Raw genomic sequence first — 21055 nt, forward strand, 5'->3', positions numbered from 1 at the left:
TTAGGTGATGCGCTCTTTTGTAATATAGAACATGCCTCCATTAATGATGGTAATATGAATATTCGGCTCATACTGTTCTTGTAACGCTTGCTTTTCCTTGATGTAGGTTTCATTCGTTTTGTCAGTATAAAACTCGTCTAATAAGTGCAAATCATGGTCCCAACGTTTACGCGCATCATCTGCCCATGTATGGTCATCCTGGTTAATTAGTCTATGCAATGCATCCTCCAATCTTACAAATCCACTTTTTGGTTTAATAATAGGACTTAATGTGAAGCAAAAATCAGGTATTTTTGGAGTGAAGGGAATTTGTTCGAGTACGCTTTGAAAATCAGATAGAATGGTTCCTGTAATAAGATGAAGACCTAATGAATAGAGTGCATCTTTTTTTCGGTCACATTGATAGGAAACCTTTGCATTTATGCAGAGCCACGGATGCAGTGGAATATGATTCTCTGAAATAGGCTGAATATCTTCATATAAACGGATAAATGAGCCCAGTTGACCTGCAGCTTGAAAAACACGGTGAAGAAAAGGAGAACCGTAGTGTACAACGTCGCCTTTTTGATTACTATTTGCTTGTTCTTGATCGGTAATAAGGGTAAGACGCATCGGATTCGGTTTACCACCGGTCTTTTCTAAATAATGCCAATAAAAAGGGCGATTCATTAATAATTTGTCCATCTCGGTTGTAAGTTGAATATCCAGTAAATACGGCGATGATTCCTTTATTTCACAGTTATTTGATGTGAAAAAATCATATAAATAATGGTGGATATCACGTTGCTGCATGTATGTCCGCTCCTTTATTACTCTGTGCAAATTCAATGATGGACGCTAAATTTTCCATTTTTATGCGAATTTCTCCTTCGCTTTTTGAAGAGGTGAATATATCTTGAATATGATCATCTATATTCCGTAAATCAATTCGTGTTAATATCTCATCTAGCTCTCCAATCACTCGTTCAAACAATTGGATTTTATTATAGAGTAACTTCATAATATGTTCTTCGACTGTATCTTTTGTAACCATGTTATAAATATGAACATCATGCTGTTGACCGAGACGATGTATCCGTCCAATTCGTTGCTCTAGCCGCATGGGGTTCCATGGTAGATCATAATTAATCATCGTATTGCAAAACTGTAGATTGATCCCTTCTCCTCCTGCTTCCGTCGCAATGAGCACCTGTGCGTGATGTTGAAATAGATCCTTCATCCAATCCTTCTTACCACGTTTAAATCCCCCCCGAAAAGGAACAGAGGATATCCCATGCTGCTTTAAAAACCATTGTAAATACATTTGGGAAGCACGGTATTCTGTAAATATAATTACTTTATCATTGATTTCTTTTATGATTTCCAGTGCCTTTGTCGCTTTCGAGTTAAATGGTATGTTGTTGATTGCATTCATAAGTGTTTCGATATATGAATCTGATTGTACTATCTCTTTTTTCTTGACTAGATTTTGTAAGGATACATAGACTGCTTCTCTACTGCTACATGCTTCACGTAAAAAGGTAAGGGTTGAGATGATAGAAGATTGTTTGTTCCAATCTGTAAGAGATTGGTATAGCGACCGCTCCTGCTGATTCATTTCAACAAATATAGTGTGAACATGACGCTTAGGCCACTCAATTTTGGTGTCATTTCGACGGTTACGTACCATTACTTTATTGATCAGTTCGCGTAAGGTTTTGTCACTTTCTACACTCCTATGTTTGGAAGAATAGGAGTGTTCAAAATGTGTTTCATTTCCTAAATGGCCCGGTTTTAGTAAGGAAACAAGATTAAATATTTCATCAATGCGATTTTGAACCGGTGTTGCAGTTAAAAGTAAGCAAAATCTCTTTTTTAGTAGTTGAACGAATTCATAGTTTTTTGTTTTATTATTTTTTAATTTATGTGCTTCATCTATAATAATAAGGTCATATTCTGTGTTAAGAACGATATCGCGATGCGGAGAACGCTTTGCCGTATCAATGGATGAAACAATTACCTCAGCTTGTTCCCAGGAATAGCTTTTGCGAAAAGCGGTTGCCGGTATGTAAAACTTCGTAGTCAGCTCAAATGTCCATTGTGACACAAGAGAAGCGGGAACTAAAATTAATACCTTTTTTACAAGTCCACGAATCATGTATTCTTTTAATATTAAGCCTGCCTCAATCGTCTTTCCAAGACCAACTTCATCTGCGAGAATAGCCTTTCCATTCATTTCCTCTAGAACGATACGTGCCGTTTCCAATTGGTGAGGGAGTGGTGTAAGGTGGGGCAAATACGCTGGTGCTTGGAGCCCTTCAAATGATGGAATTAGCAGCTGCTTTTCTGTTTCATACGCCAGATGATATGCCTGCCAATTTGCCCAGGGACCGTCATCATCGAGTCTTTTCAAAAAGGAATCTATCCAAGACGTGTCCATTATGATGTTAGCGTTCATACATATCCCCCTAAATATACAAAATTATTTTTTTTGCAAGAATATTGATACAATAGAAAGAAAAATGGTAGGATAATCATGTGCAAAAGGTATGCTATCTTTCGTATTTTCTCCTGAAAATGTAATTATTATTTACGCTTTCATCAAAAAATAATGCGATATTCCGTATATCTTTTTAATTTTTTTCAAAAATGTTTAGCTGTTTACACTTTTTTAGGCAGCATGAGAGGGAGGAAAGAGGAATGACACTGAAAACGACGCCGATATTTGCTGTGTACGGTAATTACGGTGCAAAAACAATTGATTTTGGCGGATGGGATTTGCCTGTTCAATTTTCAAGTATTAAAGAAGAACATGAAGCTGTTCGCACAAAAGCAGGATTGTTTGATGTTTCTCATATGGGAGAAATAGAAGTGAGCGGCACAGATAGTTTGTCCTATTTGCAACGAATGATGACAAATGATATAGCTATACTAACGGATGGATCGGTACTATATACGGCTATGTGCTATCTTGATGGTGGTACGGTGGATGATTTACTAGTGTACAAAAAAAGTGAATTTCATTATTTGCTTGTCGTAAATGCAGCGAATATAGAAAAGGATTACGAATGGTTAAAGCAGCATCTAGCAGGAGATGTAGTGATTGAAAATAAATCAGATGTTACCGCGCAGCTTGCTTTGCAAGGACCGCTTGCAGCATCCATTTTACAAAAAGTAACGACTGCAAATGTAAGTGAAATGAAGCCATTTACATTTCAAGATGATGTAGAAATTGCGAATAAACGTACCCTTGTTTCTAGAACAGGGTACACAGGTGAAGATGGATTTGAAATTTATTGTAAATCGGAAGATGCAATAGATTTATGGGAAGCGTTACTTCAAGCAGGAAAAGAAGAGGGAATCAAGCCGTGCGGACTTGGGGCAAGAGATACACTTCGCTTCGAATCAAAATTAGCGCTTTATGGTCAGGAACTGTCAAAGACGATTACACCGATTGAAGCAGGTATCGGATTTTTCGTTAGAGTAAACAAAGAATGTGATTTTAATGGTAAGGAAGTATTAAAGGAGCAAAAGGAAAATGGGGCTCCTCGTAAGCTTGTTGGAATTGAAATGCTAGAACGTGGTATTCCAAGAAGTCATTATGAAGTGTTTGTAGGTGAAGAAAAAATAGGAGAGGTAACAAGTGGAACGCAGTCTCCTACATTAAAGAAAAATATTGGACTTGCCCTTGTGAGCGCGAAATATGCAGAACTACATACAGAAGTAGAAGTACAAATTCGTAATAAACGAGTAAAGGCAATTGTCGTGTCTACACCGTTTTATAAACGTGCTAACTAACTGGAGGGAATACTAATGATGCATCGTTATCTTCCTATGACAGAAGAAGATAGAAATGAAATGCTAAGCGCCATTGGCGTACAAACGGTTGAAGAACTTTTTGAGGATATACCAGAGCGTGTACAGTTTAAAGGCGATTTAAAATTAAAAAAAGCCATATCAGAACCGGAGCTATTAAAGGAATTAACAAAGCTTGCAGCGATGAATGCCAACACGAAAGAATATGCTTCCTTTCTTGGAGCAGGAGTGTATGATCACTTTGTTCCTGTTATTGTAGATCATGTACTTTCTCGTTCTGAATTTTATACAGCATATACACCCTATCAACCAGAAATATCACAAGGTGAATTACAAGCTATTTTCGAATTTCAAACGATGATTTGCGAATTAACAGGAATGGATGTTTCCAATTCATCCATGTATGACGGTGGAACGGCACTAGCAGAAGCAGCAATGATGGCAGCACATCATACACGCAATAAAAAGATTATTGTTTCTGAAACGGTTCATCCAGAAGCCAGAGCTGTGCTTAAAACGTATGCGAAAGCACAGCGATTAAATGTGATTGAAATTCCGCATCGTGATGGTGTGACAAATATGGATCGGTTACAAGAGGAAATGGACACTGATGTTGCATGTGTCATCGTACAATATCCAAACTTCTTTGGGCAAGTAGAACGAATTGCGGATGTAGAGAGAATTGTTCACTCACAAAAAGGATTATTTATTGTTTCATCTAATCCGTTAGCATTAGGTGCACTAACACCTCCTGGTAAACTAGGTGCAGATATTGTAGTGGGAGACGCACAGCCATTTGGAATTCCCGCACAGTTTGGAGGTCCGCACTGCGGATACTTTGCAACGAAAAAAGCATTTATGCGTAAGCTTCCGGGTCGATTAGTTGGACAAACGAAAGATTCAGAAGGACGTCGCGGATTTGTACTAACTTTGCAAGCAAGGGAACAACATATTCGCCGAGACAAAGCTACGTCTAACATTTGTTCCAATCAAGCATTAAATGCGTTAGCAGCATCTGTTGCGATGACGGCACTTGGAAAAAAAGGGGTTCGTGAAATAAGTATCCAAAATATTTCAAAGGCACAATATGCAAAGAAACAATTTGAAAAAGTAGGTTGTTCAGTTGCATTTACAGGGCCATTTTTTAATGAATTTGTTGTAAAATGCAATCGTCCAGTAAAAGAAATAAATGAAGCACTTTTCCAAAAGAACGTGATAGGTGGGTATGATATTGGCAAGGATTATCCACAATTAGAAAATCATATGCTTATCGCTGTTACGGAACTTCGAACAAAAGAAGAAATTGATACGTTAGTAAATGAAATGGGGGCTATGAAATGATGCAGCAGGATCAACCTCTCATTTTTGAAATGAGTAAACATGGACGGGTTGGCTATAGCTTACCTGCTCTAGACGTAGAAGAAGTAGCATTAGATTCTATTTTTGAAAACGAGTATATTCGTACGGAAGAACCCGAACTTCCTGAAGTAGCTGAGCTTGATATTATGCGTCATTATACCGCTTTATCTAAACGAAATCATGGCGTGGATTCTGGCTTTTATCCGCTTGGTTCATGTACGATGAAGTATAACCCGAAAATGAATGAAAATGTTGCTCGTTTTGCAGGATTTTCGTATATTCACCCCCTTCAGGATGAAAGAACAGTACAAGGTGCACTAGAACTTATGTATGATTTGCAAGAGAGCCTGAAAGAAATAACAGGAATGGACCAAGTGACATTGCAACCAGCAGCAGGTGCACATGGAGAATGGACAGGATTAATGCTCATTCGTGCTTTTCATGAAGCAAATAATGATTTCAAGCGAACGAAGGTCATTGTTCCAGATTCAGCACATGGTACGAATCCTGCATCTGCATCTGTAGCTGGATTTGAAATTATTACTGTGAAATCAAATGATGAAGGTCTGGTTGATTTAGAAGATTTGAAACGTGTGGTTGGCGATGATACAGCGGCGTTAATGCTTACGAACCCCAATACTCTCGGTTTGTTTGAAGAACATATTGTAGAAATTGCAGAAATTGTTCATGAAAGTGGCGGTAAAGTGTACTATGATGGTGCCAATTTAAATGCGGTATTAAGTAAAGCTCGTCCTGGTGATATGGGCTTTGATGTTGTGCATTTGAATCTTCATAAAACATTTACGGGTCCTCATGGCGGCGGAGGTCCAGGATCTGGTCCTGTAGGCGTGAAGGAAGCGCTCATTCCATTTTTGCCAAAGCCAGTACTAGAGAAAACTGTAGATGGGTACCGGTTTAACTATGATCGTCCCCAAGCATTTGGCCGCGTTAAGCCGTTCTACGGTAACTTCGGTATAAATGTTCGTGCCTATACGTATATTCGCTCTATGGGACCAGATGGATTGCGACTTGTAACGGAAAATGCTGTCATCAACGCTAACTATATGATGAGACGATTAGCTCCTTATTATGATCTACCATACAATAAGCATTGCAAGCATGAATTTGTTATTTCTGGAAGTCGTCAGAAAAAACTAGGTGTTCGTACGTTAGACATTGCCAAGCGTCTGCTTGATTTTGGCTACCATCCGCCTACAATTTATTTCCCGCTTAACGTTGAGGAATGTATGATGTTTGAGCCAACTGAAACAGAATCAAAGGAAACACTTGATGGATTTATTGATGTAATGATTGCCATCGCGAAGGAAGCAGAAGATAATCCAGAAATTGTACAAGAAGCACCGCATACGACAGTGGTGAAACGTTTAGATGAAACAACGGCTGCCCGTAAACCTATCTTACGCTATATAAAAGAAACTGAACCGGCTACCGTATAATAAAATTAGGTAAGATGAAGGTAACATATTAAGAAGACATACGTCTTCTTTTGTGTAACCTTCATTTTTTTTGTATTCTTCCACATTCCTCTAAAGATTACTTGTTGGTACTTATACAAAAATATGAGAAAAATTTGAAAAATGAAACATTTTTTGTTAAAATTCGAATGAAAGTAGAATCTAATGCAGTTCGAATTTCTCATACATTTGTTTTTTTATGTGAATACATGAACAAAAGGGAGAGGAAGATGTGACTTATAAACGTTATAAAGCGGTGTACCATTTAGAAAACGGGAAGATTATTCAAGACATTAAGGAGTTTTATTATAAAGATTTGAAAAAAACGTTGGTACGAGTTGTGAATAGATTGTTACATAAGCGCTCGATTACGGCAATTGACAGTTCAGGTTCCATTATTCGTATTGTTTGTGATGACATTGTAAAAGTGGAGCTTAATCAATTGTAAAAATTTATTTGTAGCGAAAACTTGAGACATAGAAAAGGATTCGCTACAATAAACTTTTGAATGGCAGATGCGATATAAGAAAGGAGAGCAATATGAAATCTGGATATAGTTTTTATATGTTCGTGTTTACGTTTGTGTTAGTAGCAATTTTGACGGTTTACCTTATTATAGATAATAATTGGTATAATACGGTTAGTCCAATTCTTCTTATCTTAATGTATGTGGGTATAGCTACCGTTAGCTTTGGAATGAGAGAGGAAATGTTAAAACCGTTTGAAAAGTAATACATACTAGCTAATTAAAAAAACTAGCATACATAGGGAAATATCCCGGTCATGCTAGTTTTTTTACGAATTTTGGAACTAGTGTGATGGCTCTCTGTTTAAAAACAGGGAGAGAGGCAAAAGAAGAACTTATACTGAAAACTTAGGAGAGAATCTCATGTTATTATCACAATTTCCTACTTTAGAAACGGAGCGGTGTCTGTTACGAGAGATTATCTCGTCAGATGAACAACAGATTTTTGAATATTTCTCTGACCCACAGGTGTTACAGTATTATGGATTAGAGCCGTTTACAAGACGTGAACAAGCAGAGCAGTTTATTATGCAAATGCAAACTGGCATAAAAAGCGGTTCTATTCTTCGCTGGGGAATTGAAAAGAAAGATAATCATTCCTTGATTGGAACAATTGGATTTCACAACTGGAGTAAATCGCATCACCGGGCTGAGATTGGATACGAATTGAATCATAAAGAATGGAATAAAGGATTTATGACGGAAGTTCTAGCGACAATTATTCCCTATGGGTTTGGTCATCTCGCATTAAACCGAATTGGCGCTGTTGTTCGGAAAGAAAATGTATTTTCAAGGCGTGTTTTAGAGAAATTTGGATTTCGAGAAGAAGGTAATTTGCAAGAATATCAATTTTATTTAGGCCAATATTATGATTTACTCATGTATGGACTCGTGCAAAGAACATTTTTGAATAGAAAAACAGGAGAAAATTCTTGACCTGAAACCCGTTTCATACCCTATATTTTACATAAGGTCTCCGTTTTTCATTCGCGTAACCATTCGGGCGTTAGAATGGGCGGAGACTTCTGGATCAATTTTAATTGTAGCAAACTCCAAAACAGCATTTGGATATGAGAGGGGTAACTAGGATGGAAAAGAAAATTGTATTTTTTGATATAGATGGGACCCTATTAGATTCTAATAAAACGATTCTCCCATCAACAAAGGAGGCCATTAGACAACTGCAACAGAGAGGGGTATATACGGCTATTGCTACGGGCCGGACACCGAATATGTTTCAATCTATTCGGAAAGAACTTAATATAGAATCCTATGTCTCGATAAATGGACAATATGTCATATTTGAAGGATTGGAAATATATACAAATGAAATCGAAACAAATCAGTTAGGTGATCTTGTTGAGGATGCAGCAATTCATGGTCACGAAATGGCGTTTTATAATCATAAACATGTATGTGCAACGTCGGCGAATCATCCGTATATTGAAGACAGTTTTCATAGCTTTCATATGAACTATCCACCCAATAATCGCAATTTTTATAGGGAGAATCCAGTACATCAAGGAGTTCTATTTTGTGAAGAAAGGGACGAGAACTATTACGAAACGTCATATCCAAACTTTGAATTTGTTCGTTGGCACAACCGAGCAATCGATGTCCTTCCAAAGGGAAGTTCAAAAGCGAAAGGTATTCAACAGTTTATTAAGCGAGCAGGGTTTTCAGTAGAAAATACATTTGCCTTTGGCGATGGCCGAAACGATATGCAAATGCTATCGTATGTAGGGACAGGGATAGCCATGGGAAATGCGGTGGATGAATTGAAGCAACGTGCAGATGTCGTAACAAAAAGCTGTGATGAAGATGGAATAGTAACTGGATTGAAGGCGGTGCATTTACTATAAGCAGAGAAAGGGCCGTTACTTTTTTGTATCGGCCCTTTCTCTGCTTATTATTCTGCTTAGTTGGATTTAATCTTACCTGTCCAAGATTTAAAGCCACCTTGCAGTTGGAACAATTGATTGTAACCTTTTCGTTTTAGCATTTGGCCGGCACGTCCAGATCGAAGTCCATTTTGACAATATAAGTAAACAGCTTGATCTGGTCTAATTTCTTTGTATCTTGTTTGCAGTTGTGAAAGCGGAATATTTCTAGCGCCAAGAATATGTCCAGCTTTAAAGTCTTTATCCTCACGAATATCGATAATTTGGGCTTTGCGGTATGTAGAACGAAATTCTTCTTCCGTAAGTGTTTTTACAATTTTACGTTGGGTGAAGTATGTAACTACAGAATAGGTAATAATCGCAACAGAAAGAATGATTAAAACAAGTGAGCTTATTGACACGATAAAATCGACCCCTTTTTTTATTTCTATCTTTAATAATATAATGACCATATCACTTAATGCAATATAGACTGCTCATTTTCATATTTTTTCACAAATATTGTCGAATTTGTTATAGTGAAATGGAAAAAGTTTTTAAAATGAGGTGTATTATGGAAAATGAAACATGGAATTTTATCTATTCAGGGGCATGTTCTCCGGCATACAATATGGCACTTGATGAATGCTTGCTGAATTGGCAAAGCGAGAAAAAAATGGCTCCGACGATACGGTTTTATGAGTGGAACGTTCCAACATTATCAATTGGATATTTTCAGCATGTTGGAAAGGAAATAAACATGGATGAAGTAAACCGTCACAGCTTTGGATTTGTTCGCAGACCTACTGGTGGGAGAAGTGTACTTCATGACCGTGAGCTTACGTACAGCGTTATTGTACGGGAAGATCATCCTAATATGCCGAAAACAGTAACGGAAGCGTATCGTGTCATTTCTGGGGGATTACTAGAAGGATTTCAATCGTTAGGGTTCCAAGCATATTTTGCCGTTCCCAATACGCAGAAAGAACGCGATGATTTGAAAAATCCTCGTTCCTCTGTATGCTTCGATGCTCCTTCTTGGTATGAGATTGTTGTTGAAGGACGAAAAATTGCAGGTAGTGCACAAACTCGTCAAAAAGATGTTATTTTGCAGCATGGATCCATACCACTAGAAATTGATATAGACACATTGTATGACTTATTTTTGTTTCCTAATGATCGTATGAAAGATAGGATGAAGCGAATGTTCACTTCAAAAGCAGTCGCAATCAATTCGCTTACTGATGAAAAATTTACGATAGATCAGTTGGTACAGGCCTTTAAAATTGGGTTTGAAAAAGGGTTACATATTAATTTATGTGATTATAAATTAAGTGAACAGCAAATGAATGAGGTTGAAAGGGTAGCCCGGGAGAAATACGAAAGTGATGAATGGAACTATAAGAAATAGTTTTTATTTACGTAAAGGTATTAGATCTAGAAAATGACATGTAAAGGAACGATTTCCTTTTCATGTCAATTTACGATCTGGCTTTTTTTGTTTACATGCTATACGAGGCTTAGGAGTTTTTGCAAATCCATACCTTTTCCCTTTAATTCACGAAGACTGGATACTACACCAATAATCTCGGAATCAAGTGGTAACATTGCACCTTGGGATGCAAGCTCTTCCTTTAATTTTTCGATACTTTCATCGATATCCAAGCCTAGTGTGTAATCTTGACATACAGCAATGGCATGGGATACAAGTGCCTGATAGTGTTCCTCTATCTTAGGGTTAGCAGGAGTTGGTTGTTCATAGGTTTTAACTGGTTCCACTCGTTTAGCTACAGCCTCTGTTTTCAGTAAGGTTGGTTGGCTAGGGCTAGGAGCTATTTTTTCATAAGATGAGTTATATTCTGGTTTCTTTTCTGTGATGTATACATGTAATGGTTCTTTCGATGAATTCGTAGTAGGAACCTCATCTTGAATATCCTCGACCTCAACTTCCTCTTGGTTTTCCTTACTCCACATAATACGTTCAATACGCAATGTAATGTTATTGTTTTTCATGTCAAGCAATGTTACTTTTCCAACCTCTGCTTTTCCAGAAAAATCTACGATTTTATATATTACAGTGTCATTCCAGTCCATATTGTCGTTAAAAAATAGTTCTTCATTCGATTTTGGATGGAGTCCTTCAATTTTGATTTCCTCATTTAGTCCATTGTTACTATATACCATGATTGTTGAAGCTGACACATCTTTATCAGCCAACATAAGTTCGCGTATCATTTTCCCCGTTTTTACCGCTGCTTTTTTCTTTAGTGCCATTCTATTACTCCTCTCTTCCCCTATTAAAACGTTACTTTATAAAAAATACTCACAAGGATTTATGATACCTATAAGGAATGGGGTTCGTCAACTATTTAAATTATTTATTTCTATAAATTGTATAAGTAGCAATGAAAGTTCAAGGGGATATTATATGCAGGTTGAATAGGAAATATAGGAGAAAGGAATCAAAATAATGAAACCATTTATGCCTAAACTTGTTTATTTTGAGCCACAAGCACTAGATTATCCGCTTGGACAAGAATTGTATAATAAATTTTCAAAAATGGATGTGGAAATAAGAGAGACAAGTTCTCATAATCAAATACGTAATTTGCCCGGGGATACGGACCTACAGAAATATCGGAATGCAAAAAGTACGTTAGTGGTAGGTGTACGTCGGACGTTAAAATTTGATACTTCAAAACCATCTGCTGAATATGCAATCCCTCTTGCGACAGGTTGTATGGGGCATTGTCACTATTGTTATCTACAAACCACTCTCGGTAGTAAGCCTTACATTCGTGTGTATGTAAATCTAGATGAAATCTTTGAACAGGCCCAAATGTACATGGACGAACGCGCACCTGATTTGACCAGATTTGAAGCAGCATGTACATCAGATATCGTTGGGATTGATCATCTAACGCACGCTCTAAAAAAAACGATTGAGTTTTTTGGGACTACTCCATATGGACATCTGCGCTTTGTTACTAAATTTTCTCATGTCGATCACCTTCTAGATGCTAAGCATAATGGGAAGACAACATTTCGATTTAGTATAAATTCTCGTTATGTCATTCATAATTTTGAACCAGGTACTTCTTCCTTTGAGGATAGAATAGATGCCGCAAGAAAGGTCGCTCAGGCGAACTATCCATTAGGTTTTATCGTTGCTCCTATCTATATGCATAAGGGGTGGGAAGAAGGGTATCATGAATTATTCTTGCGACTTCATGAGCATCTTCATGATATTGATCCTAATACAATTTCATTTGAAATGATTCAACATCGGTTTACAAAGCCAGCAAAAAATGTCATTATGAAAAGATATCCGAACACTTTGTTAGAAATGGATGAGTCAAAAAGGAAGTACAAATGGGGTAGGTATGGAATTGGAAAATATGTATATGAGACCAATGATGCAGCAAGATTAGAGCATACGATTTCGTCCTATATTCATGAATACTTTCCAAACGCAAATATTCTTTATTTCACATAAACTGTATCCTCCAACTTGTCACCATTCTCTTTCTGTTGTATCCTTTTATTGATTGCTTTTGTTCGGAAAGAGAGAAGAAATTATTTGGATGGAGGAAACCAATGCCTACTCCTAGTATGGAAGACTATATAGAACAAATCTATTTATTAATTGAAGAGAAAGGGTACGCTAGGGTATCTGACATCGCAGATGCATTAAATGTACATCCTTCCTCAGTAACAAAGATGGTGCAAAAACTAGACAAAGACGAATATTTGGTTTATGAAAAATATCGTGGGCTCATATTAACAACAAAGGGTAAAAAAATAGGAAAGCGACTCGTTTATCGGCATGAACTACTCGAGCAGCTTATGAGAGTGATTGGTGTGGAAGAAAGCAAGATATACGGTGATGTAGAAGGAATTGAACATCATCTTAGCTGGGAAGCAATAGACCGTATAGGTGATCTTGTTCAATATTTTGAAGAAGACGAAACGCGAGTAGAAGCGCTTCGTATGGTTCGAAAAACGAATGACGAACAAGAATAATAAGAGCGGCTATTATATCCTCATTGGGTAAAAAGAAAGACCTCGCTAGAACGAAGCGCGGTCTTTCTTTTTACCCTTTTTACCTTCGATAACGGTGAGATGGGTTTGTTTTCTTTTTTTCTTAAAAAGAGAAGAAGTCTTCTTACTATTTTTACTTTCTCTTTTATTTTGATTGGTAAGAGGGGTAACGTTACGTTTTGTATACTTACGTTTAGACTGTTTCACAGCACGATTATAAGATGCACGCGAATTCGTCCCGCCAGTGCTAGTTATCAGCCTGTATAACAAATAAATGACTCCTAAAACAATGACAATGACTAATATTTGTCTTACTAAATCCGCAGGGTTTTGGACTGCAGTCGTTACAAGCTGAAACACGGCAAGCCCTACAATACATACAACAAGGACTATGGGAAACGAACGGCCTTTCATTGCATACACCTCCTACTGTTATTATACAGCTTTAGAAAAAGTGATGTTAATAGGAAAGTAAGGAATTTATATAAATTCAGAACTTCGTCAAAAATATATGGTTATTTAGTTGTGTTCAAGTGTAAGAAGTTCTGTAAATGATGCGATTGCCACTTCAACTTGATCATTTGCTGGTTCTTTTGTTGTAAGGAGTTGAAGCCAAAGTCCCGGATAACCTAGAAATTTTAATACAGGAATATTACGTAATGCATTTGTGAATTGAAGTACTTCAAATGAGATTCCTAGAACAACAGGAATTAATAAAATCCGATTTAATACACGTGACCAAAGTGGTTCAGTTGGTACGAGTAAATAAACAAACATCCCGATAATGACAGTGAACAAAATAAAGCTGCTTCCGCAACGATAATGAAGTCGGGATTGTTTTTGAACATTTTCTACTGTAAGCGGCAGATTGTTTTCAAATGCGTTAATTACTTTGTGCTCAGCACCGTGATATTGAAACACACGCTTAATAATTGGGGTAAGAGATACACCATAGATATAGCTTAGTAGCAAAATAAGCTTTATAGCGCTTTCTATCATGACTTGTGCCATATGAGATGTAAAGATAGGTCTTGTAAGTTCTGCTAATATCGCAGGAACTGCCGAAAAAACAATTTTTCCAACAATGAAAGATAAAACTCCAACTGTTGCTACACCAAGAATCATTGTAAGCTTTGACTTTTCTTGCTTCTTCATGGCAAGCTGTTCTTCATCTGCAGGATCAACATCAAACCGTTCTGAAGAAAAGTTTAAGTGCTTTGCACCATTGGCGCTGGCATTTATGATTGCAGCAATTCCTCGTATAAATGGTATTTTTTTTAGCCACTGTAACCATTTGTTTTGGACGCGTGGTAATCGATAATATTCAATGGATTTATCTTTTCTTCGAACAGCTGTAACTGTATATTCTCTTCCGCCAAACATAACTCCTTCTACTACTGCTTGACCGCCGTATATTTGTTTTGTCTCCTGTGACATGTAAACACCAACCTGTATTTTGTTTTCCTCCATTGTATCGGTAAAGCTCGCCTTATGACAAGAAAAACTACTGGTATGGTGTTGGAATATATATATTTGTATTGCCAAAGTCCCCTTTTTTTAAACATTTTCATGATTTTTTGACTAAAAGGACATATTACTAGCGTGAGGTGAAGAAAATTGAAAAAACAGAGTAGTCAGAAGAACGAAAAGAATGAGAAGTCGTTTGCAAGTAAAATCGTGCAAATTGGATTATTTGGTGGCTTTTTTTGGGGATGTGTGTGGTATTTTTTTTATATTTTCTCTTATACAGATGTTGGTCCAAACTATTTTTTATTGCCATTTGCTCTTGGAGAATGGAAGAAAGAATGGATCGGTCAATTTGTGGGGATTTTCGCGATGAGTATATTGTCAATTGGTACCGCTGCTTTATTTGGCGCATTATTTAAACGATTTCAGGGTGTAATTTCGGGTATTATATACGGTTTGATATGGTGGAGCGTTCTGTTTTTTAGCATGAGCCTATTTTCTCCAGTATTAAAAGACGTTTGGCAGCTTCCAAAAGAAACGATAGTGACAACGGTTTGTATTTTTATTATATATGGTGTGTTCATCGCATATTCCGTATCTTTTGAGGCAAATGAACGAAATTTGACTTCTGGAAAGAAAGAGGGTAACTATTCAAATAAGTAGCACATATGGTAGAATGTTCTGTGAACATTCATATATAAGGGGATCGTGCAGATGAAAAAAATACTCCTCATAAATGGACCGAATTTGAATCGACTTGGTGTACGTGAAGTGGGAGTTTATGGCATGAATACACTTCAGTCTCTTGAGGAAGATCTTTGTCGGTTTGGTCATGAGTTAGGTGTAAATGTAGATTGTTTTCAATCTAATCATGAAGGTGCTATTATAGATAAGCTTCATGAAGCGCAAGATTTGTATGAAGGTATTATTCTTAATCCGGGTGCATTTACCCACTATAGCTATGCGATACGTGATGCGATTGCTAGCATTACACGTCCAGTTATTGAAGTTCATATTTCTAATGTTCATAAGCGTGAATCTTTTCGTCATGTCTCAGTAACCGCACCTGTATGCTTCGGTCAAATTGTTGGATTTGGATTTTACGGATATAAGATGGCGCTTCGTGCACTTGTTGAAAATTTTAAGGAGGCATAATGATGGAAAAGCTTTCAAAGCTAAGAGAATCATTTGCTAGTGCAAATGTGGATGGATTGCTCATTACGAGTAGCTTTAACCGTACATATATGGCGAATTTCACTGGAACAGCAGGCGTTGTTCTTATCTCCAATGATCGGGCACTTTTTATAACAGATTTTCGTTACGTAGAACAAGCAAAAAAACAAGCAGTTGGTTATGAAATTATACAACATTCCGGTATGATTGCACAGGAAGTTGCAGCGCGGGTGAAAGAGTTAGGAATTGAAAGGCTAGCTGTTGAACAAGATTCACTTACATATGGTGAATTTAAATTGTATGAACAGTATGTAACTGCAGAGCTTGTGCCAACTTCGGGAATCGTAGAAAAGTTACGCTTGATTAAGACAGACTCTGAGATTAAGATATTAAAGGATGCAGCACAAATTGCAGATGCGGCCTTTACACACATCTTATCATTTATTACTGCGGGTGTTTCTGAATTAGATGTCTTGAACGAATTGGAATTTTTTATGAGAAAACAAGGTGCAACTTCTTCTTCGTTTGATACAATTGTTGCGTCAGGCAAGCGTTCTGCATTGCCTCATGGTGTGGCTTCTGAAAAATTGATTGAAAAGGGAGATTTTGTTACATTAGATTTCGGTGCCTATTATAAAGGGTATTGTTCTGATATGACACGTACGATCGCCGTAGGTGAACCTTCTCCTGAATTAAAACATATATATGAAATTGTCTTGGAAGCACAACTTCGAGGCGTGAACGGAATAAAGGCTGGTTTAACGGGTATACAAGCTGATGCATTAACTCGTGATTACATAACAGAAAAAGGGTTTGGACCAAATTATGGACATTCTACAGGTCATGGAATTGGACTTGAAATTCATGAAGGTCCCGCTTTATCCTTCCGCTCTGATACGGTATTAGAGCCAGGGATGGTTGTAACTGTTGAACCAGGCATCTACGTTCCGGGCTTAGGCGGTGTTCGTATTGAGGATGATATTCTTGTAACGAAGGATGCAAATGAAATTTTAACACATTCCCCAAAAGAACTTATTATTTTATAATACAGGAGGATTTTTCATGATTTCAGTAAATGATTTTCGTACAGGTTTGACAATTGAAGTGGATAACGCAATTTGGCAAGTTATTGATTTCCAACACGTAAAACCAGGTAAGGGAGCTGCATTTGTTCGCTCTAAACTTCGTAACCTTCGCACAGGTGCTATTCAAGAAAAAACATTCCGTGCTGGTGAAAAAGTAGCAAAAGCTCATATTGAAAACCGTCGTATGCAGTATTTGTATGCAATGGGTGAATCTCATGTATTCATGGACAATGAAAACTATGAACAACTTGAACTTCCAGCATCTCAAATCGAACATGAATTAAAATACTTGAAAGAAAATATGGAAATATTCATCATGACATTCCAAGGTGAAATTCTTGGTATTCAGCTTCCAAATACAGTAGAATTAGTAGTTAGCGAAACGGAACCTGGTATTAAAGGGGATACAGCATCGAACGTTACGAAGCCTGCCACTTTAGAAACTGGTTTAATTGTTCAAGTACCGATCTTTATTAATGAAGGCGAAACGCTTATTATCAATACAGCAGAAGGTAAATACGTTTCTCGTGCATAATAAGTTAATGAAATAAGTTTTGAATAGAAAATATAGAGTCGCCCTTAGACCTTCTATCTAGATTACAAACTGTAATCTAGATAGAAGGTCTATTTTTGTGTACAGAAGTTTTATCGTCTCTTATTTTTTCATTCTGAAATGGACAAACGGAGCATAAGGTTGTACAAAACGAACCTTTTTTTTGGGGGAGAAGGTGAAACATTGAAAGATTCGGTTCTAATGATGGCTATACTTCGCCTTTTTTCAGGCAGTGCTGAAATAGTGGCGGCCATACTAATGCTTTATTTTAATGATGCAAAAAAAGCACTAGTCATTAATAGCGTGTTAGCTTTTGTTGGTCCGTCAGTCCTTATTATAACAATGTCAATCGGAATTATTAGCGTAGCCAATGAGCTTTCCTTTTTAAAAATCGTTTTCTTATTAATGGGTATCTCATGTATTTTGATTGCAGTTTTTAAGTGATGGGGAGAAAACAATGAGAGAAGTAATGGAATTATTACCAAAAGTAGTGCAGTCATTGTTACAGATGGAGGAGAAAGAAGGTATAGAAGAAATTCGTCTTCGCATAAGTAAGCCACTGGAATGCATTGTTCGTGGAAAACCACGTTTTTACACATATACGGTTACCCAGGAGGATGCCGTATTTGTATTAAATAAACTAAGTCAGCATTCGCTATATACGATGGAAGAAGAATTAAAAAGAGGGTATGTTACTTTGCAGGGAGGGCACCGGGTTGGGTTAGCGGGGAAGGTCATTACGGAAAAGGGTACAGTTAAGATGATAAGGGATGTTTCTTCTTTCAATATTCGAGTGGCAAGGCAAAAAATAGGAGTTGCTAAACCGTTACTGCCTTATCTATACAATAACTATTGGCTGAACACGATGGTTATTGGTCCCCCGCAAACCGGAAAAACAACCTTGCTTCGCGATATAGCTCGAACTATTAGTATGGGTTCAGACACAATCTCCTCTTACAAGGTTGCAATTGTGGATGAACGATCAGAAATTGCTGGATGTGTGAAAGGAGTTCCACAGCATGATCTTGGTCTTCGAGTCGATGTACTAGATGCGTGTCCGAAGGCAGAAGGGATGATGATGCTAATACGGTCAATGAGTCCCGATGTAATAGTGGTGGATGAAATTGGGAGACAAGAGGATAGCGAAGCAATTCAGGAAGCTATTCATGCTGGTGTTCAGCTTATTGTTACTGCACATGGATATAATTGGGAAGATGTTTGGAAACGTCCATCTATTCGTGAATTAATGGAACTGGGTGTTTTTGAACGATTTATTGAATTATCTCGCCAAAAAGGGCCAGGGACTGTTCAAGCAATTAAGGACAAACAAGGTCAATCGATTTTTACAAAAGCGAGAGTGAAGCGTACATGATCAAAATAATCGGTTCGATTCTTATTATAGCCACCACAACATGGATTGGTTTTCAAATAGCTAAGCAAGTTCGTGAAAGACCAAGACAAATTCGATTAGTGAAAACAGCCCTCCAATCACTAGAGGCAGAAATTATGTTTGGGCATACGCCGCTAAGTGAAGCAGCACGAAGGCTAACAAAGCAAATGCCAACTCCGATAAGTTGGTTGTTTGCATGCTTTCATAGCCATTTAGAAGAAGATAAAACGGTTCGGGATGCTTGGAATGAAAGTTTAGATGACGTATGGAAACGAACAGCGCTTAAACAGGTTGAATATGAAATTCTGCAGCAATTTGGTGAAACACTTGGACAACATGATCGCGATTCTCAGCAAAAGCATATTAGACTTTGCATATCTCATTTGGAACGTGAGGAAAGCGAAGCAAAGGATATACAGCTTCGCTATGAAAAAATGATGAAAAGCCTTGGCGTTTTAACAGGCCTTCTCATCGTCATTTTATTGTTGTAGGAGGGAACGACTCATGTCCATTGATGTTGGACTTATCTTTCAAATTGCTGGAATTGGAATCATTTTAGCATTCATTCATACAGTACTAAAGGAGTTAAAACGAGAAGACATTGCGAACTGGGTAATTCTTGTTGGCTTTGTTGTTATATTATTTCATGTTGCCTTCTTAATTGGAGATCTCTTTACGAAGCTAAAAAGTGTATTTCTGTTTCAGTAAAAGGAGGTGAGTCCCATCGAGATTTTTCAAATTGTCGGATTAGGGTTTATTGCCACGTTTTTAGCAGCATTATTAAATCAGCATAAATCGAGTATCACATCTATGTTCATTGTGTTTGTAGGAACGGTGATGTTTCTACTATTACTAGATCAAATTGGAGCTATTTTGGAAATGATAGCTCGCATTGGAAAAGAAGCGAAAATAAACAATGTCTATGTGGAAACGTTACTAAAGATAATTGGAATTGCCTATATTGCTGAATTTGCATCTCATGTGACAAAGGATGCTGGACAAAGTGCAATCGCTTCTAAGATTGAGATGGCGGGGAAGGTACTTATTCTTGCAATGGCGATTCCGATTTTAACAGTTGTAATCGAAACGGTTCTTGGCTTCTTACCTAAATGAGAAAGGGTGAGCAAATGCATACAAAAAGATTGCTTTATTTTCTCTTTTTCTTTCTGTTCTTTTTCTCATCATCTTTTTTGGTACAAGCCGCCCCATCGCAACAAAACATCATAAACGAGCAGGTTGATAAATTAGGTGTGAATGATATTAAAACGTATTGGGACGAGCTTGTTAGTAAGTATGGTCTATACTTGCCAGAAAGTCAGAAAGGGAACTTTATGGAATTTATAAAAGGTGAAAAAAAGTTTTCATTTCAGGATTGGATTGGGGGATTAGTAAAGTATTTATTTCATGAACTGATTGCAAATGGGAAACTGCTTGGAACTTTAATATTACTTACGGTGTTTAGTGCGCTGCTACAATCTATGCAATCGTCGTTTGAGAAAAAAACGAGTAGTAAAGTAGCAGATGCTGTTATTTATATGGTACTCATGATTTTTGCACTTAATAGTTTTTATGTTGTAACCAACTATGCAAAAGAAACAATACAAACGATGATTGATTTTCTCCTTGCACTTCTACCCATTCTTCTTGCTCTCATAGCCGCTGGAGGTGGTGTTGTTTCAGTAGCCTTCTTCCATCCAATTATTATTTTTCTTATGAATACGAGCGGGATGCTTATGAATTATATTGTTCTGCCCCTGCTAACGCTCTCGACTATATTAAATATTGTTAGTACGCTCAGTGATCAGTATAAACTTACAAAGCTATCTAAACTCCTTCAAAACGTAAGTGTTGGTTTAATCGGATTGTTTCTCACCATTTTTTTAGCCGTGTTATCTGTTCAAGGAACGGCATCTGCGGTTGCAGATGGAATTGCTATAAAAACAGCAAAGTTTGTAACGGGTAATTTTATTCCGGTTGTAGGTAGATTTTTTACCGAAGCAACAGATACGGTACTTAGTGCATCTGCGCTATTAAAAAATACGGTTGGTATAGCAGGAACAATCGTATTGGCGCTTATCATCGTCTTTCCCGCTATTAAAATCTTTGCAGTCGCATTTATATACAAGTTTGCCGCAGCCAGCTTACAGCCCATTGGAAGTAGTGCAATTATTCAATGCTTAGATTCGATTGGGAAAAGTATTATCTACGTCTTTGCATGCTTAGCGATTGTTTCACTCATGTTTTTTTTAAGTATCACGATTATCATTGCGGCAGGTAATGTAACGCTAATGATGAGATAGGAGGTATTTCG

General features: G+C 37.3%; 26 protein-coding genes. 20 read left to right on the top strand and 6 right to left on the bottom strand.

Annotated features, from left to right (window positions below; translation table 11 throughout):
* Together ACAN53_RS02180 and ACAN53_RS02185 are read right to left on the bottom strand one after the other, a co-directional pair.
* Positions 1–792, bottom strand: a complete 792-nt coding sequence (locus ACAN53_RS02180; RefSeq protein ID WP_379966355.1) for a YqhG family protein — start codon at positions 790–792, stop codon at positions 1–3.
* Positions 779–2437 carry a DEAD/DEAH box helicase gene (locus ACAN53_RS02185; RefSeq protein WP_379966358.1) on the bottom strand — a complete coding sequence of 553 codons (1659 nt, stop codon included), beginning with the start codon at positions 2435–2437 and terminating at the stop codon, positions 779–781. The genes ACAN53_RS02180 and ACAN53_RS02185 overlap by 14 nt, the downstream gene beginning before the upstream one ends.
* Positions 2438–2679: 242 nt before the next feature.
* Between ACAN53_RS02185 and gcvT the strand changes: the two genes are divergently transcribed.
* The 7 genes from gcvT (at position 2680) to ACAN53_RS02220 (ending at position 9017) form a co-directional block, all read left to right on the top strand.
* Positions 2680–3777, top strand: a complete 1098-nt coding sequence (gene gcvT / locus ACAN53_RS02190; protein ID WP_379966361.1) for a glycine cleavage system aminomethyltransferase GcvT — start codon at positions 2680–2682, stop codon at positions 3775–3777.
* 15 nt (positions 3778–3792) lie between these two features.
* Complete coding sequence (gcvPA, locus tag ACAN53_RS02195) at positions 3793–5136, top strand: aminomethyl-transferring glycine dehydrogenase subunit GcvPA (protein ID WP_379966364.1); 1344 nt, start codon at positions 3793–3795, stop codon at positions 5134–5136.
* The gene (gene gcvPB, locus ACAN53_RS02200; RefSeq protein WP_379966367.1) at positions 5133–6611 is read left to right on the top strand and encodes an aminomethyl-transferring glycine dehydrogenase subunit GcvPB; all 1479 of its coding nucleotides are present in this window, start codon (positions 5133–5135) and stop codon (positions 6609–6611) included. Before gcvPA ends, gcvPB begins: the two co-directional genes overlap by 4 nt.
* Before the next feature lie 250 nt (positions 6612–6861).
* The gene (locus ACAN53_RS02205) at positions 6862–7077 is read left to right on the top strand and encodes a DUF3929 family protein (RefSeq protein ID WP_379966370.1); all 216 of its coding nucleotides are present in this window, start codon (positions 6862–6864) and stop codon (positions 7075–7077) included.
* A gap of 92 nt (positions 7078–7169) precedes the next feature.
* Positions 7170–7361 carry a hypothetical protein gene (locus ACAN53_RS02210; RefSeq protein ID WP_379966373.1) on the top strand — a complete coding sequence of 64 codons (192 nt, stop codon included), beginning with the start codon at positions 7170–7172 and terminating at the stop codon, positions 7359–7361.
* A 157-nt stretch (positions 7362–7518) separates the two neighbouring features.
* A complete protein-coding gene (locus ACAN53_RS02215; RefSeq protein WP_379966376.1) occupies positions 7519–8091 on the top strand; it encodes a GNAT family N-acetyltransferase in 573 nt (190 codons plus the stop codon).
* A gap of 152 nt (positions 8092–8243) precedes the next feature.
* Positions 8244–9017 (top strand): Cof-type HAD-IIB family hydrolase, encoded by a 774-nt coding sequence (locus tag ACAN53_RS02220; protein WP_379966379.1) that lies wholly within the window; start codon positions 8244–8246, stop codon positions 9015–9017.
* Positions 9018–9073: 56 nt separating this feature from the next.
* On the opposite strand, the gene ACAN53_RS02225 is transcribed toward ACAN53_RS02220, so the two are convergent.
* Positions 9074–9457, bottom strand: a complete 384-nt coding sequence (locus ACAN53_RS02225) for a rhodanese-like domain-containing protein (protein ID WP_379966382.1) — start codon at positions 9455–9457, stop codon at positions 9074–9076.
* Positions 9458–9609: 152 nt separating this feature from the next.
* On the opposite strand from ACAN53_RS02225, the gene ACAN53_RS02230 reads away from it, so the two are divergent.
* Positions 9610–10446 (top strand): lipoate--protein ligase family protein, encoded by an 837-nt coding sequence (locus tag ACAN53_RS02230; RefSeq protein ID WP_379966385.1) that lies wholly within the window; start codon positions 9610–9612, stop codon positions 10444–10446.
* A gap of 98 nt (positions 10447–10544) precedes the next feature.
* Here ACAN53_RS02230 and ACAN53_RS02235 read toward each other — a convergent pair whose 3' ends face one another.
* A complete protein-coding gene (locus ACAN53_RS02235; protein WP_379966388.1) occupies positions 10545–11309 on the bottom strand; it encodes a hypothetical protein in 765 nt (254 codons plus the stop codon).
* Positions 11310–11505: 196 nt separating this feature from the next.
* On the opposite strand from ACAN53_RS02235, the gene splB reads away from it, so the two are divergent.
* Together splB and mntR are read left to right on the top strand one after the other, a co-directional pair.
* Positions 11506–12531 (top strand): spore photoproduct lyase, encoded by a 1026-nt coding sequence (gene splB, locus ACAN53_RS02240; protein ID WP_379966391.1) that lies wholly within the window; start codon positions 11506–11508, stop codon positions 12529–12531.
* 101 nt (positions 12532–12632) lie between these two features.
* Positions 12633–13058 (top strand): transcriptional regulator MntR, encoded by a 426-nt coding sequence (gene mntR / locus ACAN53_RS02245; protein WP_379966394.1) that lies wholly within the window; start codon positions 12633–12635, stop codon positions 13056–13058.
* A 45-nt stretch (positions 13059–13103) separates the two neighbouring features.
* Here mntR and ACAN53_RS02250 read toward each other — a convergent pair whose 3' ends face one another.
* Complete coding sequence (locus ACAN53_RS02250) at positions 13104–13490, bottom strand: SA1362 family protein (protein WP_379966397.1); 387 nt, start codon at positions 13488–13490, stop codon at positions 13104–13106.
* 105 nt (positions 13491–13595) lie between these two features.
* Entirely contained in the window at positions 13596–14513 is a 918-nt protein-coding gene (locus ACAN53_RS02255; RefSeq protein WP_379966400.1) for a DUF1385 domain-containing protein, read from the bottom strand.
* 180 nt (positions 14514–14693) lie between these two features.
* Here ACAN53_RS02255 and ACAN53_RS02260 point away from each other — a divergent pair, with 180 nt between their 5' ends.
* The 10 genes from ACAN53_RS02260 (at position 14694) to spoIIIAE (ending at position 21044) form a co-directional block, all read left to right on the top strand.
* On the top strand, positions 14694–15206 hold the full coding sequence (locus ACAN53_RS02260) for a YqhR family membrane protein (protein ID WP_379966403.1): 513 nt from the start codon (positions 14694–14696) through the stop codon (positions 15204–15206).
* A gap of 51 nt (positions 15207–15257) precedes the next feature.
* Positions 15258–15698: a type II 3-dehydroquinate dehydratase gene (gene aroQ, locus ACAN53_RS02265; protein WP_379966406.1), complete on the top strand. Its 441-nt coding sequence runs from the start codon at positions 15258–15260 to the stop codon at positions 15696–15698.
* Between the two features lie 2 nt (positions 15699–15700).
* A complete protein-coding gene (pepQ, locus tag ACAN53_RS02270) occupies positions 15701–16762 on the top strand; it encodes a Xaa-Pro dipeptidase (RefSeq protein ID WP_379966409.1) in 1062 nt (353 codons plus the stop codon).
* Positions 16763–16778: 16 nt separating this feature from the next.
* Positions 16779–17336 (top strand): elongation factor P, encoded by a 558-nt coding sequence (gene efp, locus ACAN53_RS02275; RefSeq protein ID WP_379966412.1) that lies wholly within the window; start codon positions 16779–16781, stop codon positions 17334–17336.
* Positions 17337–17555: 219 nt separating this feature from the next.
* A complete protein-coding gene (locus ACAN53_RS02280) occupies positions 17556–17798 on the top strand; it encodes a YqhV family protein (RefSeq protein ID WP_379970223.1) in 243 nt (80 codons plus the stop codon).
* Positions 17799–17811: 13 nt separating this feature from the next.
* Entirely contained in the window at positions 17812–18726 is a 915-nt protein-coding gene (spoIIIAA, locus tag ACAN53_RS02285) for a stage III sporulation protein AA (RefSeq protein ID WP_379966415.1), read from the top strand.
* Positions 18723–19235: a stage III sporulation protein SpoIIIAB gene (gene spoIIIAB / locus ACAN53_RS02290; protein WP_379966418.1), complete on the top strand. Its 513-nt coding sequence runs from the start codon at positions 18723–18725 to the stop codon at positions 19233–19235. The genes spoIIIAA and spoIIIAB overlap by 4 nt, the downstream gene beginning before the upstream one ends.
* A gap of 13 nt (positions 19236–19248) precedes the next feature.
* Positions 19249–19452 carry a stage III sporulation protein AC gene (gene spoIIIAC, locus ACAN53_RS02295; RefSeq protein ID WP_379966421.1) on the top strand — a complete coding sequence of 68 codons (204 nt, stop codon included), beginning with the start codon at positions 19249–19251 and terminating at the stop codon, positions 19450–19452.
* A 6-nt stretch (positions 19453–19458) separates the two neighbouring features.
* A complete protein-coding gene (gene spoIIIAD, locus ACAN53_RS02300; RefSeq protein WP_379966424.1) occupies positions 19459–19857 on the top strand; it encodes a stage III sporulation protein AD in 399 nt (132 codons plus the stop codon).
* Positions 19858–19871: 14 nt separating this feature from the next.
* Entirely contained in the window at positions 19872–21044 is a 1173-nt protein-coding gene (gene spoIIIAE / locus ACAN53_RS02305; protein WP_379966427.1) for a stage III sporulation protein AE, read from the top strand.
* Positions 21045–21055 lie beyond the last annotated feature (11 nt).

This window comes from Ectobacillus soli, assembly GCF_042610425.1.
Taxonomy (GTDB): Bacteria; Bacillota; Bacilli; order Bacillales; family Bacillaceae_G; genus Ectobacillus.